Genomic DNA, 15,240 nt, shown 5'->3' with positions numbered 1-15,240 from the left:
CGCGGCACTCGCACCGCGCCAGGCACACGTCTTGGATCACCCGACGATCGTCCGGTGCGTGCAGCGGTGGTGGAGCGACTCCCGCACACCCGACCAGGCCCGCGAACTGTCGCTGCTCCTGCCGAAGTTGTTCCTGCAGTTCTTCTCCGGCACCAGTCTTGTACTGGAGGACGACGCGGGGATCAGAGCGTTCCTCATCGGGTTCTACGCCGCGGACAACGACGACGAGGGCTACATCCACTTCGTGGGAGTCGACCCGACGCTGCGCGGACAGGGTCTGGGCCGCACGCTCTACACGGAGTTCCTCCGACGTGCCGCCGCCGCGGGCCGTCGCGAGGTGCGTGCGATCACCTCGCCGGGCAACACCGGTTCCATCGCGTTCCACCAGAGCATGGGGTTCACTCTCGAACCGGGCGATCGCGAGGCCGACGGCTTGCCCGTGCGCATCGACTACGACGGCCCGGGGCAGGACCGGGTCTGCTTCCACTGGAAGATCGTGCCCGGACACGAATGACGCTCGTGCGTCGAGCCCGGGGGAGCTTCTCGGCCAGTGTCGGCTGAACAACTTGCGGGCCACTCCGCGCCCTTGCCAACATCGATTGCTTGTCTCCGGCACTGATCCCATCGAGGAGGAACCTCTTGAAGTACGTCAAGCTGGGCTCGACCGGTATGGACGTGTCGCGGATCTGCCTGGGTGCCCTGAGTTTCGGCTTTCCCGGCGAGGGCGTGCACGCCTGGACCCTGGACCTCGACGAGGCGCGGCCGATGATGCTGCGGGCGCTGGAGTCCGGAGTGAACTTCCTGGACACCGCCAACGTCTACTCGGCCGGGTCCAGTGAGAAGATCGTCGGACAGATACTCGGCGAATACGGTCACCGCGACGAGATCGTGCTGGCGACCAAGGTCCACGGGCGAACACGGCCCGGACCCAACGGTGTCGGGCTGTCCCGCAAGGCGATCATGACCGAGATCGACAACAGCCTGCGCAGGCTCGGCACCGACTACGTCGACCTCTACCAGATCCACCGGTGGGACCCGGCGACGCCGATCGAGACCACCATGGAGGCGCTGCACGACGTGGTGAAGGCGGGCAAGGCCCTGCACATCGGCGCGTCCTCGATGTGGGCTTGGCAGTTCGCCAAGGCCCAGTACATCGCCGATAAGAACGGCTGGACCCCCTTCACCACCATGCAGAACCACTACAACCTGATCTACCGCGAGGAAGAGCGGGAGATGCTGCCGCTGTGCGCCGACCAGAACATCGCCGTCATCCCGTGGAGCCCCCTGGCCAGGGGGCGGCTCGCCCGGGCCTGGGACAGCGTCAGCGTCCGCAGCGAGACCGACGAGTTCGGCAAGACCCTCTACCGCGACACCGACCAGGAGATCGTCGAACGGCTCGGACGACTGGCCGCCAAACGTGAGCTGCCGATGGCACAGCTCGCGCTGGCTTGGCTGCTCTCCAAGCCGGAGATCACGTCCCCCATCGTCGGCGCCACCAAGATGAGCCATCTCCAGGACGCCATCGACGCGGTGGACGTGGAACTCGACGACGAAGAGATCAACTACCTCGAAGAGCCGTACCAGCCGCACCACGTGGTCGGACACCCCATCACCCAGCTGCCCGGCCAGCACTGAGCGGACCGGTGCGTGGCGCTGACCGCACGGCGTCGGCTCAGCCTTGCCGCAGGACCGGCTCCTTCAGGGCTTCCGGGAACCGGATCAGCAGGTCGGCCAGCTCGTCGGCCAACTCCCGGGCGTGGTCGGCGCCGAGCTGATCTCCGCGATGGGCCACCAGCCCGATCAGCTGGTCGTCCTGCTCCGCCATGGTCACGGTCAGGCCGAACTTGGCGTTCTCGCTGCGCAACGAGTCGTTCAACACCGGGGTCAGCCGCGTACCGTCCAGCACGGCGGCGTGGCCGTCCAGCAGGTTCATGTTCAGCATGACGTTCATATAGGGGGTGTGCCCGAACCGGCGGACCGGGTTCAGCCGGGTGATGACGTCGTCGAACTGGACGGTCTGGTGCTCCAGCGCACCCAGTGCCTCGCCGCGCATCCGCAGCAGGGCGTCCAGCACGGTGCTGTCCTCGGTGACCCGGGAGCGCAGCACCGTGGTGTTCAGGCAGGGGCCGAGCAGTTCGGCGAAGCGCGGCTCGTCCCGGTTCGCCGTCGGAGAGCCGAAGGTGACATCGTCGAGTCCGGTCCACCGGTGCAGGGTCACCGCCAGCGCCGTGGCGGCCACCATGAACCAGCTGACGCCGTGCTCGGACTGCACCGCGCGCAGCGCATCCAGTAGCCCCGCGGGCAACGGGATCTGGAACGCCCCGTTCGGCTCCGGCTGCCTCGGCGCGGGCAGCGGCGTGTCCGAGGGCGCTCCCTCCAGCGCGGACGCCCAGTAGTCCAGGTCGGTGTCCCGGGAAGCGCTGTCCCGCTGCCACTGTTGGTAAGCGGCGAACTCCCGGTACTGGACGACCGGTTGCGGCCTGTCCGGGGCGGTGTAGCAACGGTCCAGCTCCGCGAGCAGGACGGGAACCGACTCGCCGTCGATCACCAGGTGGTGCAGGCAGAGCAGCAGCGCCTGGCGGCCGTCGCCGAGATCGCCGAGGGCGGCCCGCAGCAGCTGGCCGGACTCGAGATCGAACGGCAGGCGCAGGGCGGCGTCCAGCCAGTCCCTCATGCCGTCGGGGGCGTTCCGCAGGTCGAGCGGCTCCACCTGAGGCACCCACGGCGGCCGCAGCCGCACGGACAACGCGTTGTCGTCCTCGACGAACCGGGTACGCAGTATCTCGTGCTCGGCCACCAGCCGACCCAGTGCCAGGCCCAGCCGGTCGGGGTCCAGGTGGCCCTCCACCCGCCAGGCGAGCGGCACATGATTGCGCACGCTCGGATCGATCAGCTCGGCCAGCCAGATACGCCGCTGGAAAGCGGTCATCTCCAGGGGAATATCCGTGGAGACGGCATACGGAAGCGGTGCCGAAGGCGCCGTCAACCCCAGCACATGCTCGGTGAATTCACCCAATCGGGAGTGCTCGAAAAGTGCCCTGAGCGGGATACGTACCCCGAATTCCTCCCCTGCCGCACTCACCAGGGAACCGGCCATCACGGACTGGCCGCCCAGAGTGAAGAACGAGTCGTCCGGCTTGATCCCGTCCTTCTTCAGGACGTGTTCCCACACGGCGGTCATCCGGTCCAACTGCGGAATACCGGATAGGGAGTCCATGAGCATGGCGTCTCCTTTCTGGAAGGCATTTCCCCAGACCTCGGCAAGGCTACAGCCCGGGTGCGGGGCGGGAGATATTTCCGTGCGATACGGCTGCCTGTCGAGAGCCCCTGACGTTCGACAGGATGACGCGGCCCCCGGACTGTGATCGGATCGAACCTCGGTGAGCGATCCACTCGCGGGGGATGAGGATGTCGGACAACGGTTTGCTGCACACTCCGGTTCTCGATGAGGCGCGGACGGGCACGGCCTGGCTCGACAGTGCCGGACGGCCGCTGACCTACCAGGAATTGAACGAGCGGTCGGGACGGCTCGCGAGGCGTCTGGCCGACGCGGGAGCCGGTCCCGGCGAGCGGGTCGCGCTGTTCCTGGAACGCGGGGCCGACATGGCGATCGCCATGCTCGGGGTGCTGCGGGCAGGTGCGGCGTTCGTGCCCCTTGGTCTGGAGGAACCCGCCCCCCGACGGGCACAGATCCTGGCGGACTGCGCACCGGTCGTGACGCTGGTGCACGAGGCGACGGCGGACCGCTTCCGGCACGACCAGGTCCGCACACTCGGCGTGGACGGCGATGCGGAAGGTGAATCGGCCGCCGACGCCGCCCCGGACGATCCCGCGTACGTCATCTACACCTCCGGATCGTCCGGCACGCCCAAGGGCGTCGTCGTCGAGCACCGCAACCTCACACCCCATCTGGACTGGCTCGCCGAGCGGCTCCCGCTGGGGCCGGGCGATCGGCTGTTGCAGGTGGCGCCCTACACGTTCGACGCCTCGCTGACCGACTTCCTCTGGCCGCTCGGTGCGGGCGCCACGGTGGTCTCACTCGCCGAGGGCGATCATCTGGACCCGCTCGCCCTCGCCACCGCACTCGTCGAGCACGAGATCACCGCGGTCCGGCTCCCCCCGGCGATACTTCCGGCACTGCTCGACGAGCCGGAGTTCCAGAAGGCCACGAACCTGCGGTACCTGATCAGCGGCGGGGACCGGCTGCCGACCTCGACGGCCCGCCGGATCGCCGAACTGCTCCCCGGAGCAAGGCTGTTCAACCGGTACGGACCGACCGAGACGGCCGTGGCGGTCGCCTACCACGAGTTCGACGCGAGCACGGACACCGGACCGGAGGTACCGATCGGCCGCGGCGTCACCGGCGCCGAGCTGCATGCCTCCCCGGAGGGGGAGTTGCTGATCGGCGGCGCCTGCGTAGCGCGTGGCTACCTCGGCGACACCGTGGTCACGGCGGAGCGGTTCGTCCGGCTGCCGGACCTGGGCCGGGTGTTCCGGTCCGGTGACCGTGTCCGGACCACCACCGCGGGCGTGCTGGAGTTCCTCGGCCGGGACGACGAGCAGGTGCAGATCAATGGACTCCGGGTGGAGATCGGGGAGGTGCGGGCCGCTCTGCGTACGCATCCGGATGTCGAGGACTGTGTGATCCTGCCTCAGGATCACGCCCTCGCCGGGTACGTGGTGGCCACGGCCGACCGGCAGTCGGCCGAGGAGATCCACGACTACCTGCGGGACAGGCTGCCGGGCCACATGGTGCCCAACGTGATCACGTTCGTGGACCGGTTGCCGATGACCGACCGGGGCAAGGTGGATCTCGCGGCCCTGCGCGCCACGCACGCCGCGAGCGGCACGGTGTCCGCCACGGACCGCCCGGCACCCACCGAGAACCCGGTGCGGGACGTGGTCCGACGGGTGTGGTCCGAGCTGCTGGGCGGCATCGAACTGCGGGACCACGACGACTTCTTCCAGCGCGGTGGTCATTCGCTGCTCGCGGTGAACGCGGTCGGCCGCATCCGCGCGGAACTGGGCCACCGGGTACCGGTGCGGATCATCTTCCAGAAGACGACCCTGGGGGAGTTCACCGAGGCGGTCACGGAGATCGTCACCCCGGAACAGGTCCCGGAATGAGACCGAGATGCTCGGGGCACACCAGGTCGAACTTCAACGCCAGCGTTACCAGCGTGACCCGCTTCCACGCCCGGGTCATCCCCCGCGGGGCCGCGATCCCGAGCTTCGTGGCCAGGTAGTCGATGTGATAGTTGACCGCCGAGCGGCCGAGCGGCCGGTCGGCGGCGGACAACCGGGCCGAGACCTGCGCCGGGGTCGGTACCGCCGCCACCCCGCAGTCCCGCAGTCTCGGCTCGCACAGGCAGACCAGCACCTGGAAGTACCGGCTCTGCTCGTCCAGCAACGGAATCCCGGCGCCACCCGGCCCGGTGGCGGACCGGCGTTCCGGGGCATGGACGGTGAAGCTGTTGCCCCCGGCGCCCACGGTCAGCGTCACCCGGCTCAGCTCGAAGGGGATCGGCACCCCGACCCGGCCCGCCTGCACCTTGACGTACTCCCCGGCGCCCTCCAGGTTCTCCACGCAGTAGGTGCCCGCCGTGCCGTGGTTCGACATCAGCCAGTAGTCGCCGAACGCGTGGATACGGCCCGCGGTCAGTGCCTGGTCGGTGCCTACGGTGATCTCCCCGCCCCGCCAGCCGAACAGCACGCTGTCGCCGTCGGGCAGTTCCATGGCCGGTGACCGCCCGTCGAGGCAGATCAGCACCGACCGGGCGGCGAGGTCAGCCCGCGACACGGTCGGCGTCCACGAAGGAACCACGGAGCACGTCGGCGATCCCGGCCGCGGCGGCACCGGGCACGATCGTGGGGTCGTGATCGATGCGCAGCGCCAGCTCCCCCTGGTCATGGACGGCCGTGACGATCACTGGTTCCTCGATCCTGTTGCCCGGCAGGTACCTGAACCGGCCGGGCACCCCGTCCAGCACCGGCGCCGGGCGGCGTGTGCGGTCGATGAGGGTCAGTACGAGATCGAGGTGCCCGGTCCACGACGCGTGACTCGCCCGGGCGGCCCGGACGACCTCGTCGAACGGGGTGTCCACGAACTCCAGATCCTCCCACCAGCTCTCGCGCACGTCGTCGCCCTGCGGGTTGGCGAGGACGGTGTTGAGGAAGCAGCCGACCACACCCGCCCGGTCCTGGCCTCCCCAGGTGTAGGCGACCGGCGCGGTTCCCGGTGCCCCGGCCAGCGCCGTGTGGCAGGCGGCCAGCAACACCGGGAACGGTCGGGCCGTGGCCGATTCCGGCAGCGTGACGCGTTGCCAGGCCGACACCTGTCCGCCCGGTTCGCCTGCGTCCCGGTCCCTGCCCCACCGGCCGGGCCCCGCGTCACGCACCCGGGAGACCCAGTGCTCCAGCGCCTCCGGTCCGCTCGCCGCGTGCTCCTTGGCCAGCTGCTCCTCCACCGCTTCCCGGTAGCGGCGCAGTGCGGCGGCGGCCGCGGAATCCGGCACCCGCTCCCCGTTCTGACACTGGGTCATCAGCTCGTCCAGCACCAGGCCGGTGGACTCGCCGTCACAGACCAGATGGTCGAAGCCGAGGGCCAGCAGATCCCGCCGGTCGTCCCTGGCCAGCAGTACGCGGAACGAACCACACCCGTCGGGCCAGTCGTCCAGGGCGGCCCACACGGCACCGTCGTCCGAGCCCGTGATCTCCCGCACGAGCGGGCCCTCCGGAACGGGCTGTATCCGCAGGACCGGTACCCCGCCGACCGTGTCCGCCGCCCCGCGCAACGCCGGATGCCGCAGCAGGACCGCACGCGTCGCCCGTTCCAGCCGGGGAGCCGACAGCAGGCCGGGCGGGAACTCCAGAAACACCGGCAGGACCCTGACCCGGTCGTGTGGATCGGCGGACCTGGTGTGGTGGAACCTCCGCTGTGCCCCGGTCAGTGGCATCAGCTCGTCGGCTCCGTCGTGTCCGTCCTGGACGGTCGCGAAGTGCTTGAGGTAGGTCCGGGTGATGCTCCGATGCACGGCTGATCCCCACTGTTCCTGTTCCACGTCGGGTCGTTCACCCCGCAGGCGGCCACCGGACCGCTACCGTCCCGGCGAGCCCGCGTCCTTCATCCGGTCGCACCGCGAGCGGCCTGGAGCAGATCGCGGCGCACCGTGTCGCCGAGCAGCCCGCCCAGGCCGTCGAGGTCGTCCCGGGTGTGAAAGTGGCCTCCCGGCCGCAGGCACGACGCGACGGCTCCATCGGTGTGTTCCGGCCACCCCGTCATCCACGCCCCGCTCTCCGGTTCCTCCGTACCGGCGATGACGGTGACGGGGCAGCGCAGCTTCGGGCCGGGCACGTGCTCATGGGTCTCCAGCACCCGGAGATCCGCGCGGTAGCAGGCCAGCGCGGCGGCGAGCAGGTCCTTGTCGGAGCTGATCACCGCGGGCAGCGGGCCCCAGCGTCGTACGATCTCGGCGTGCAGCCCGGGATCGTCCAGCAGGTGCAGCGGCTGGGGCCGTCCGCGCAGCGGCGGAGGCGGGCACGACGAGACGAAGAGCCGTACCGGCTTCAGCCGCCGCGCCTCCAGAGCCCTGGCCACCTCGAACGCGACGAGACCGCCGAGGCTGTGGCCGAACAGGGCGAACGGCGGGGTGAACCGCACCTGCGCGACGATCTCCCGTACCAGCTCCGGCATCGAGGTGAACGCCCGCGCCCCGAGATCGTGCGACCTGCCCGGTGGCTGCACGGCCGCCAGTCGCAGGGCGGGCGTGTGCTCCGCCCACCGCGCGTACTCCCCGGCCGCGCCACCCGCGTGCGGGAAGCAGTACACGGTGGCCACAGCGGTGGCCGGAGCCGGACGCTCGATCACCCGTATGTCAGCCATGACGCCCCGCCTCGTCACGCATCCGCTCTTCGAGCAACGCGGTCAACTCCCGCACGGACGGCGCGAGATACATCTCCCGCACGTCCAGGTCCACCGGCAGCAACTGCTCGAGCTTGCCCACCAGATCGGTCGCGACCAGTGAATCCCCGCCGAGGTCGAAGAAGCTGTCCTCCGGATCGACGTTCGGCAGACCGAGCATCTCGGTGAACAGCAGGGACACCGTCTCTTCCGTGTTCCGCTGCTCCGTGTCCGGCCCGGGGGCCGAAGCGGGCGACGGCGGCTGTGCGGCGGACCCCGCCTCCAGCAGATAACGCTGCCGCTGGAACGGGTAGCCGGGCAGGGGCACCCGCATCACCTGGGTCGTGTGGGCCGCCGCCCAGTCGACCGGGAGCCCGGCGAGCCACAGTTCACCGAGGGCCGCCAGGGGATCGGTGACGGTGATGGCGATGTGCTCCGGCGTCCACCGCGGGTGCTCCCGCAGCCGTTCGGACAACCGTGAGCCGCCGATCTCCAGGAACACCCGGCCCGGAGTGTCCAGTGCGGACCGGATCTCGGCGTCGCCGCAGTCCGGGGTCAGGGTGAGGTCCGGGTCCAGACCGAGGGCCTTCCAGCGCCGCATCTCCGCCACGTCGGCCGTGTCCGGCATCAGCAGGGCCACGGCTCGCCCGTCCCTGGCGTGGTCACCGGTGACCAGCCGCTCCGGCGCGTCCCCGGCGAGCACCCGCAGCGCGTCCTGCCGGTCACGCACCACCGCGTACCGGCGGTGGCCGTGCAGCCTCCTGCCGACCTGCAACGTCCACGCCACGTCCCGCAGTTCGAGCTCGGCGTGATCGGTCAGCCAGCCGGTGAGGCGCGCCGTCAGCTCGTCGAGGGCGGCCGGGGTGTGCGCGGACAGCACCAGCACCTGGTCGTCCACGGCGTCCGCCCTCGGCGGCGGTGACGGCGGCTGCTCCAGCACGACGTGCGCGTTGCCGCCGCCGAGCCCGCGCGCGGTGACACCGGCCCGGCGCGGCAGCCCGGTGGGCGCCCACGGCGTGGGCTCGGTCGCCACGGCGAACGGGCCCGCCGCGAAGTCGATGTCCGGGTTCGGCTCGGAGTAGTGCAGGCTCGGTGGGATGGTCCCGCGCTCCACGGCGAGCACCGTCTTGATGAACCCGGCGATACCGGCGGCGGCGTCGGTGTGCCCGATGTTGCCCTTCACCGAGCCGAGCAAGCACGGGTGCTCGCGTGGCTTCCCGTCGGCGAACACCTGGTTCAGCCCGGCGGCCTCGATCGGATCGCCGACCCGGGTGCCGGTGCCGTGTGCCTCGACGTAGGTGATGGACGAAGGCGTGACGCCCGCGGCGCTGTGGGCGGCCCTGATCACCTCGACCTGCCCGCGGACTCCCGGCGCGGTGAACCCCGCACGGTCCCTGCCGTCGTTGTTGACCGCGGAACCCCGCAGCACGGCATGGATGTGGTCGCCGTCGGCGATGGCCTCGGACAGTCGCTTGAGTACGGTGATCCCACATCCCTCACCGCCGATCACGCCATCCGCGGCCGCGTCGAACGGGCGGCAGGTACCGGTGGGTGAGGTGATTCCACCGACCCGGTAATTGTCCAGCTTGGCGGGCAGCCGTACGGAAGTGCCGCCGGCCAGCGCGATGTCGCATTCCCCGGTGAGTACCGCCCGCGCGGCGAGATGCACGGCGTACAGCGAGGTCGCGCACGCCGCCTGCACATTGGCGGCCGGTCCCCGCAGCCCCAGCTTGTAGGCCACACGGCTGGCCAGATAGTCGCTGGTGGAGCCGGTCAGGATGTCCCACTCGGTGATCGAGCCGTCTTCCTGCTGCTTGGCCCGCAGGATCTCCGTGTACGCGGACAGACTGCACCCGGCGTAGATGCCGATCTGGCCGGGGAATCGGTCCGGGTCGTAACCGGCGCCCTCGATCGCCTCGACCGCGCATTCCAGCAGGACCCGATGCTGAGGATCGATGAGCAGCGCCTCACGCGGCGTATAGCCGAAATAGCCCGCGTCGAACCATTCCGGCGCCTCCAGCAATCCGCGCGCGGGCACATATTGCCGCGTCCGGCCGCCAGGGCTCGGGATGCTTTTCGGGGGGAAACGGCTGACACTGTCCACACCGGAGACGAGATTGCTCCAGAACTGGTCGACATTCGCCGCGTCCGGGAAACGGCAGGCCAGTCCGATGACGGCGATATCCGTCTCACGCCGACCGGTTCCCGAATCGGCGGATTCCGAACTCTCGACCCTCTCCCGCACAACCGCGACCGATTCCTGCTCCTGAGCCGATCCGTCCAGGAAAGCGGCGCAGGACCGGATCGTGGCGTGGGTGAACAGTTCGGTCAGGGTCGGCCGGATACCGGTACGCTGAGCGATCTGCTCTCGCACCAGCTGCATGAGCATCGAGTACCCGCCGGCTTCGAAGAAGTTGTCGAGTACGCCGACCTCGTCGACTTCGAGCACATCGCACCAGATCTCGGCGAGAATCCGCTCCGTCTGGGTGACCGGGGGCTGGCGGGTGCTCACCGCATCACTTCCCGGCGTCGTCCGTCTCCGTGATCAGTGGATATCGCCCAGTGTGAAGAAGTCATCAAAACCATCCAGTCAGATAAACCCTGGCAGCTTTCCCGATCGGCATCGGCGGGTATTGAATCCGCCCTCGAGGTGACAAGCTGTCATGGCCAACCAGTCTGCGTCAATGCTCTCCGGGTTAACAATGGGCCCCGGCAGCCGACCCGGCGATCGGATGGCGCAATAGCATCATGCACTCTCCGTGAAAGCCTGGCTGACCTGCGCATTTGGCGAGTGACTGATTCTCTTTACGAGGCCCCTGGCATCGATAGTGGCTCATTTCATGCAGTCTCCGCGGCGGGGTTTCCCCGTTGTCGAGCAGTTAAACGTAGTCGCGGACAAGGCTCGGTCGGTCAGCGGATAGGTATTCCCTTTACATGCCGGAGAATCGGACTGTAGGGTGCCGAAACTGCCGTGACGACGAGGAAAGATGAGGTCCATGGGTGCACAGCAGCTCGTTATCGCCTGTCTGCCTTTCGCGGGCGGTGGTGCCGGTTTCTTCCGGGAATGGGAAAAGCTGGGCACATCGGAGGCCACCCTGCTTCCGGTCCAGCTGCCGGGGCGCGAGGAGCGATTCCTCGACGACCCCTTCACCGACGTCGCCGCCGCCGTGGCCGAGCTGACCCCGAGGATCGTGGCCGACGCGGGCGAGGGAGCGGCCATCGCGTTGTTCGGGCACAGCCTCGGAGCGGTGCTCGCCTACGAGATCGCCAGGGAACTCGAGCGGATCGGCCACCCCGGACTGTGTCATCTGTTCATCAGCGGATCACCGGGACCGCGCAACGGGCGGACCGAACGGGCGACCGGCCTCGCCGACGACGAGTTCCTGGCCGGGGTGCAACGGTTCGCCGGTTACCGGCATGCCGCCTTCGACGATCCCGAACTGGTCGAGATCCTGCTCCCGTTGCTCCGCGCCGACGTCGAGATGCACGAGAACTACCGGGCGACCGGCACCGAGCCGCTCTCCGTGCCGATCACCGCGCTCCGCGGCGAACAGGACGAACTCGTCTCCCGGGAACAGTCCGAACAATGGGCCGAGGAGACGCGGGGGCCGTTCACCTACCGGGAACTCCCCGGTGGCCATATGTTCCTGGCCGATGAGCCGGAACGGGTGCTGCGTGTGGTGGCCGGGACTCCGGCATGAGGCTGACCGGCAAGACCGTGATCATCACCGGTGCGGCCCGCGGCCTCGGCCGCGCCTGCGCGCTCAGGTTCGCCGACGAGGGAGCCGACCTGCTGCTGCTGGACATCACGCGGGACCTGGCCGACGTGCCCTACCCGCTCGGATCGTCCGGCCAGCTGGAACACACCGCGACCCTGTGCGAACGCGCGGGCGCCGCGACCGAGACCGCCGCCGTCGACGTACGGGACGCCCGGCAGTGCGAGCGGGCGGTCGAGCAGGCGCTGGACCGGTTCGGCACGGTGGACGTGCTGGTCAACAACGCCGGTATCGCCTCGCCTTCCGGAAAGGTCGTGCATGACATCACCGAGCCGGAGTGGTCGCTCATGCTCGACATCGACCTCTCCGGCGCCTGGCGGATGATGAAGGCGGTCGCACCGGTGATGGTCCAGCGCAGATCCGGCAGCATCATCAACGTGTCCTCGACCGCGGGCACGGTCGGATACCGGCACTTCGCGAGCTATGTCGCGGCCAAGCACGGGTTGATCGGCCTGACCAAGGCCGCGGCCCTGGACTACGCGCCGACGCGGGTACGGGTGAACGCGCTGTGCCCCGGGTCGGTCCGGGACGACGCGGTGCTGGAGGGCCGGATGCTCGCCGAGATCGCCCGATCGCTGGAGGTCCCGGTCGCCGAGCACGAGCGGATCTTCGTCCGGGACCAGCCGATGAACGCGCTGATCGAGCCGTCCGACATCGCGAACGCGGCGCTGTGGCTCGCGGCGGACGAGTCCCGCCAGGTCACCGGCAGCGTCCTGACCGTGGACGGCGGCTTCACCTCCCGATGACCAGGAGGTCATTCGTGACGACACCGACGATCGACGATCCCGCCGCCGGCTGCCACAGCCTCGTCCTGCGGCTCCCCGGCACAGCGGACCCGGACCGCCTGCTGTCCGGCGCGATACCCGCTCCGGTCCGCGTCTGGCAGACCTCGGTGCCGACCGGCGCGGACGAGCCGACGGCCGAGAACCGGAGGCGCGCCGAGGCCCTGCGGCCGATCCACGCGGGTGCACCCCCCTTGCGGGTCGTGGCCCTCCGGTACGCCGATGGGGCCGTGGACCTGGTACTGGTGGCCGTCCGCACGGTGATCCCGCCGACCGTGCTGCGGCGCATCGCCCGGCTGCTGCTGAGCGGGTCCGGCGATGACATGCCACGCCTGCCCGCCGCTGCCGCCGCCCGGCCGGGCCTCGGATATCGCGGCGGCCTCGAGTGGGGCATGGGCGACCCGGAGCTGCGCGGGGCCGTCGGCAGTGCGCGGATCGATCTCACCGCCCTCGGCGGCCGTGCCGAACGGCTCCTCCCCGCGATCGCGCTGGCCGTGAGCCGGTACAGCGGCGGGAATCGGGCGGAGTTGGGCGTGCTGGACCTGGACGACGTGGACGACGGCACCGGCGAACCGATCCGCGTTCATCCGGTGGACGAGCATCCGGAGTCCTCGATCGCGGACTTCCTCCACCGGTTCGAGAAGGCGCCGGTCACGCCGCAGGAGCCGCCGCCGGTCGGCGTCATCCTGAGCCCGGCCTTCGACGAGGGCGGCTACACGGCCTGCCTGTCGCCCGTCTTCCCGCTCACCATCCAGCTCGACCGGGGCTCGTCGTACGCGACCTGCCGGTTCGACCGGGGCATTGTGGACGCTTCCGTCGCGGAGCGGTTCTGCGCACATGTGGCGCATCTGGCCCGGCAACTGGCGGACGGTACGGCGGATCGGCCGCTGTCCGAGCTGGAACTGTCGCCGCGCGCCGAACAGGTGGAACTCCTCCGGGCAGGCGGAGCGGGGCAGGGTCCGCGGGCGCGGGGGAGGATCGATCGCGCCTTCGAGGAGATGGCCGCCCAGCAGCCGGACGCCGTGGCGGTGCAGGCGGGCGACGAGCGGCTGACCTACCGCCAACTGGACGATCGAGCCGACGCGGTGGCGGCGGGCCTGTCCACGCTGGACATCGCGCCCGGCAGCCGGATCGGCGTCTGCCTGGAACGGGACGCCGATCTCGTGGTCACCCTGCTCGGTGTCCTCAAGGCGGGCTGTGCGTACGTACCGATGGACCCGCGCTATCCGGCGGAGCGCCTGCGCTTCACCGCGCGGAACGCGGAGATGCCCGTCATCATCACCCGCGCACCGGAGTTCCCCCCGGTCCCCGGGACCCGGCAGCTGACCCCCGCCGCGCTGACGGAACTCGGAGCGGGCCGGTCGACGGCCGGTGCACGACCCTCCGCCGAGGGCGACGACCCCGCCTACGTGATCTACACGTCCGGTTCCACCGGCACGCCCAAGGGCGTGGTCGTACCCCACCGCAACGTCCTGGCGTTGATGGGGGCCACCGCCGAGGACTTCGCCTTCGGTCCGGGCGACACCTGGACGCTGTTCCACTCCAGCGCCTTCGATTTCTCCGTATGGGAGATCTGGGGGTGTCTGCTCACCGGCGGTCGCCTCGTCGTCGTGCCCTACTGGACCACCCGCGACACGGAGGAGTTCTACGCTCTGCTGGCGGAGCAGCGCGTCACGGTGCTGAACCAGACGCCGTCGGCGTTCGCGCAGCTCATCCGGCACGATCTCCGAGTCCGCGGCGACCTGGCGGCCCTCCGACTGGTCGTCTTCGGCGGCGAACCGCTCGACGTGCGCATGCTGGCTCCGTGGTTCGCCCGGCATCCGGCCGCCGATTGCCGGGTGGTCAACATGTTCGGCATCACCGAGACCACCGTGCACGTGACCGCCCAGACGGTGACACCGCGGGAGGTCGTGGCGGGCTCACGTTCGGTCGGCCGTCCGCTGCCGGGCTGGTCGGTGTCCGTCCGGGACGAACAAGGCCGGGTCCTGCCGCCCGGAGCCTCGGGTGAGATCTACGTGGGCGGCGCGGGAGTGGCCGCCCATTACCTCGCGCTGCCCGAGCTGACCGGGCAGCGGTTCGTCGTCGACGAGCTGACCGGTGAACGGATCTACCGCAGCGGCGACAAGGGGCGGCTGCGTCCCGACGGCCGCCTCGATCACCTCGGTCGGCTGGACAACCAGGTCAAGGTGCGCGGTCACCGCATCGAACTGGATGAGATCCGCACGGTCCTGCTGGGCGCGCCCCAGGTGACCGCCGCGGCCGTCGTGGTCGACCGGGAACAGCCGGACGATCCGGCGAGCAGCCGGATCGACGCCTACGTCGTCCTCGAGGCAGCCGCAGACTCCGCGCAGGTCCTCACGCATGCCAAGGCGATGCTCCCCGACTACATGATGCCCACGACGATCACCGAGGTCGCCGAGATCCCGCTGACGATCAACGGGAAGCCGGACACCTCCAGGCTGCCCGATCCACGGACCGGGCCGACCGGCGCATCCGTACCGGCGCCCGCGTCCGACGCCCCGGAGACCTCCTCCGGCGGGGTGGCCGACGTCGTCCTGAGCATCTGGAGCGACCTGCTGAAGACCCCGGTGCGCCCGGAGGACAACTTCTTCACCCTGGGCGGGAACTCACTCCTGGTGGTCCGAGTTCTCGCCGAGATGCGGGACCGGAATCTGCCGAAGGTGACACCGAGGCAGTTCTACGGCCATTCGACCGCGGCGCAGTTCGTCGAACTCGTCCGGCGGCTCGGCGAAGCCGACCGGTGACGTCGAGCGGTCGGGTG

General features: G+C 69.9%; 11 protein-coding genes. 6 read left to right on the top strand and 5 right to left on the bottom strand.

Going from position 1 to position 15,240, the window contains the following annotated elements:
* Positions 1-58 precede the first annotated feature (58 nt).
* Positions 59-514 carry a GNAT family N-acetyltransferase gene (locus ACI2LY_RS03660; RefSeq protein ID WP_404705676.1) on the top strand — a complete coding sequence of 152 codons (456 nt, stop codon included), beginning with the start codon at positions 59-61 and terminating at the stop codon, positions 512-514.
* Between the two features lie 125 nt (positions 515-639).
* Positions 640-1,635, top strand: a complete 996-nt coding sequence (locus tag ACI2LY_RS03655) for an aldo/keto reductase (protein WP_404705675.1) — start codon at positions 640-642, stop codon at positions 1,633-1,635.
* 37 nt (positions 1,636-1,672) lie between these two features.
* Here the strand turns inward: ACI2LY_RS03655 and ACI2LY_RS03650 are convergent, their stop codons facing one another.
* Complete coding sequence (locus ACI2LY_RS03650) at positions 1,673-3,217, bottom strand: condensation domain-containing protein (RefSeq protein WP_404705674.1); 1,545 nt, start codon at positions 3,215-3,217, stop codon at positions 1,673-1,675.
* 191 nt (positions 3,218-3,408) lie between these two features.
* Between ACI2LY_RS03650 and ACI2LY_RS03645 the strand changes: the two genes are divergently transcribed.
* Positions 3,409-5,127, top strand: coding sequence for a non-ribosomal peptide synthetase (locus tag ACI2LY_RS03645; protein ID WP_404705673.1), 1,719 nt, complete (start codon positions 3,409-3,411; stop codon positions 5,125-5,127).
* Here ACI2LY_RS03645 and ACI2LY_RS03640 read toward each other — a convergent pair.
* The 4 genes from ACI2LY_RS03640 to ACI2LY_RS03625 form a co-directional block, all read right to left on the bottom strand.
* The gene (locus tag ACI2LY_RS03640; RefSeq protein ID WP_404705672.1) at positions 5,102-5,800 is read right to left on the bottom strand and encodes a hypothetical protein; all 699 of its coding nucleotides are present in this window, start codon (positions 5,798-5,800) and stop codon (positions 5,102-5,104) included. The two genes, ACI2LY_RS03645 and ACI2LY_RS03640, sit on opposite strands and share 26 nt — an antisense overlap.
* The gene (locus ACI2LY_RS03635) at positions 5,787-7,034 is read right to left on the bottom strand and encodes a condensation domain-containing protein (protein WP_404705671.1); all 1,248 of its coding nucleotides are present in this window, start codon (positions 7,032-7,034) and stop codon (positions 5,787-5,789) included. Before ACI2LY_RS03635 ends, ACI2LY_RS03640 begins: the two co-directional genes overlap by 14 nt.
* 89 nt (positions 7,035-7,123) lie before the next feature.
* On the bottom strand, positions 7,124-7,882 hold the full coding sequence (locus tag ACI2LY_RS03630) for a thioesterase II family protein (RefSeq protein ID WP_404705670.1): 759 nt from the start codon (positions 7,880-7,882) through the stop codon (positions 7,124-7,126).
* Positions 7,875-10,412, bottom strand: a complete 2,538-nt coding sequence (locus ACI2LY_RS03625; RefSeq protein WP_404705669.1) for a beta-ketoacyl synthase N-terminal-like domain-containing protein — start codon at positions 10,410-10,412, stop codon at positions 7,875-7,877. The genes ACI2LY_RS03630 and ACI2LY_RS03625 overlap by 8 nt, the downstream gene beginning before the upstream one ends.
* 484 nt (positions 10,413-10,896) lie before the next feature.
* Between ACI2LY_RS03625 and ACI2LY_RS03620 the strand changes: the two genes are divergently transcribed.
* From ACI2LY_RS03620 to ACI2LY_RS03610, 3 genes are read left to right on the top strand one after another with little or no spacing between them, the layout of a single operon-like run.
* The gene (locus ACI2LY_RS03620; protein ID WP_404705668.1) at positions 10,897-11,601 is read left to right on the top strand and encodes a thioesterase II family protein; all 705 of its coding nucleotides are present in this window, start codon (positions 10,897-10,899) and stop codon (positions 11,599-11,601) included.
* Positions 11,598-12,422 carry an SDR family oxidoreductase gene (locus ACI2LY_RS03615; protein WP_404705667.1) on the top strand — a complete coding sequence of 275 codons (825 nt, stop codon included), beginning with the start codon at positions 11,598-11,600 and terminating at the stop codon, positions 12,420-12,422. The genes ACI2LY_RS03620 and ACI2LY_RS03615 overlap by 4 nt, the downstream gene beginning before the upstream one ends.
* Positions 12,423-12,436: 14 nt before the next feature.
* Complete coding sequence (locus ACI2LY_RS03610) at positions 12,437-15,223, top strand: amino acid adenylation domain-containing protein (protein WP_404705666.1); 2,787 nt, start codon at positions 12,437-12,439, stop codon at positions 15,221-15,223.
* The last annotated feature ends 17 nt before the right edge of the window (positions 15,224-15,240 follow it).

The organism is Streptomyces sp. NPDC002176 (genome assembly GCF_044903645.1).
Lineage (GTDB): Bacteria > Actinomycetota > Actinomycetes > Streptomycetales > Streptomycetaceae > Streptomyces.
This window is presented reverse-complemented; position numbering and strand designations above follow the sequence as displayed.

Bases quoted from the DNA above. Each gene is read 5' to 3' on its own strand.
- ACI2LY_RS03650 (WP_404705674.1), bottom strand. From the start codon at position 3,217: ATGGACTCCCTATCCGGTATTCCGCAGTTGGACCGGATGACCGCCGTG.
- ACI2LY_RS03645 (WP_404705673.1), top strand. From the start codon at position 3,409: ATGTCGGACAACGGTTTGCTGCACACTCCGGTTCTCGATGAGGCGCGG.
- ACI2LY_RS03630 (WP_404705670.1), bottom strand. From the start codon at position 7,882: ATGGCTGACATACGGGTGATCGAGCGTCCGGCTCCGGCCACCGCTGTG.
- ACI2LY_RS03620 (WP_404705668.1), top strand. From the start codon at position 10,897: ATGGGTGCACAGCAGCTCGTTATCGCCTGTCTGCCTTTCGCGGGCGGT.
- ACI2LY_RS03615 (WP_404705667.1), top strand. From the start codon at position 11,598: ATGAGGCTGACCGGCAAGACCGTGATCATCACCGGTGCGGCCCGCGGC.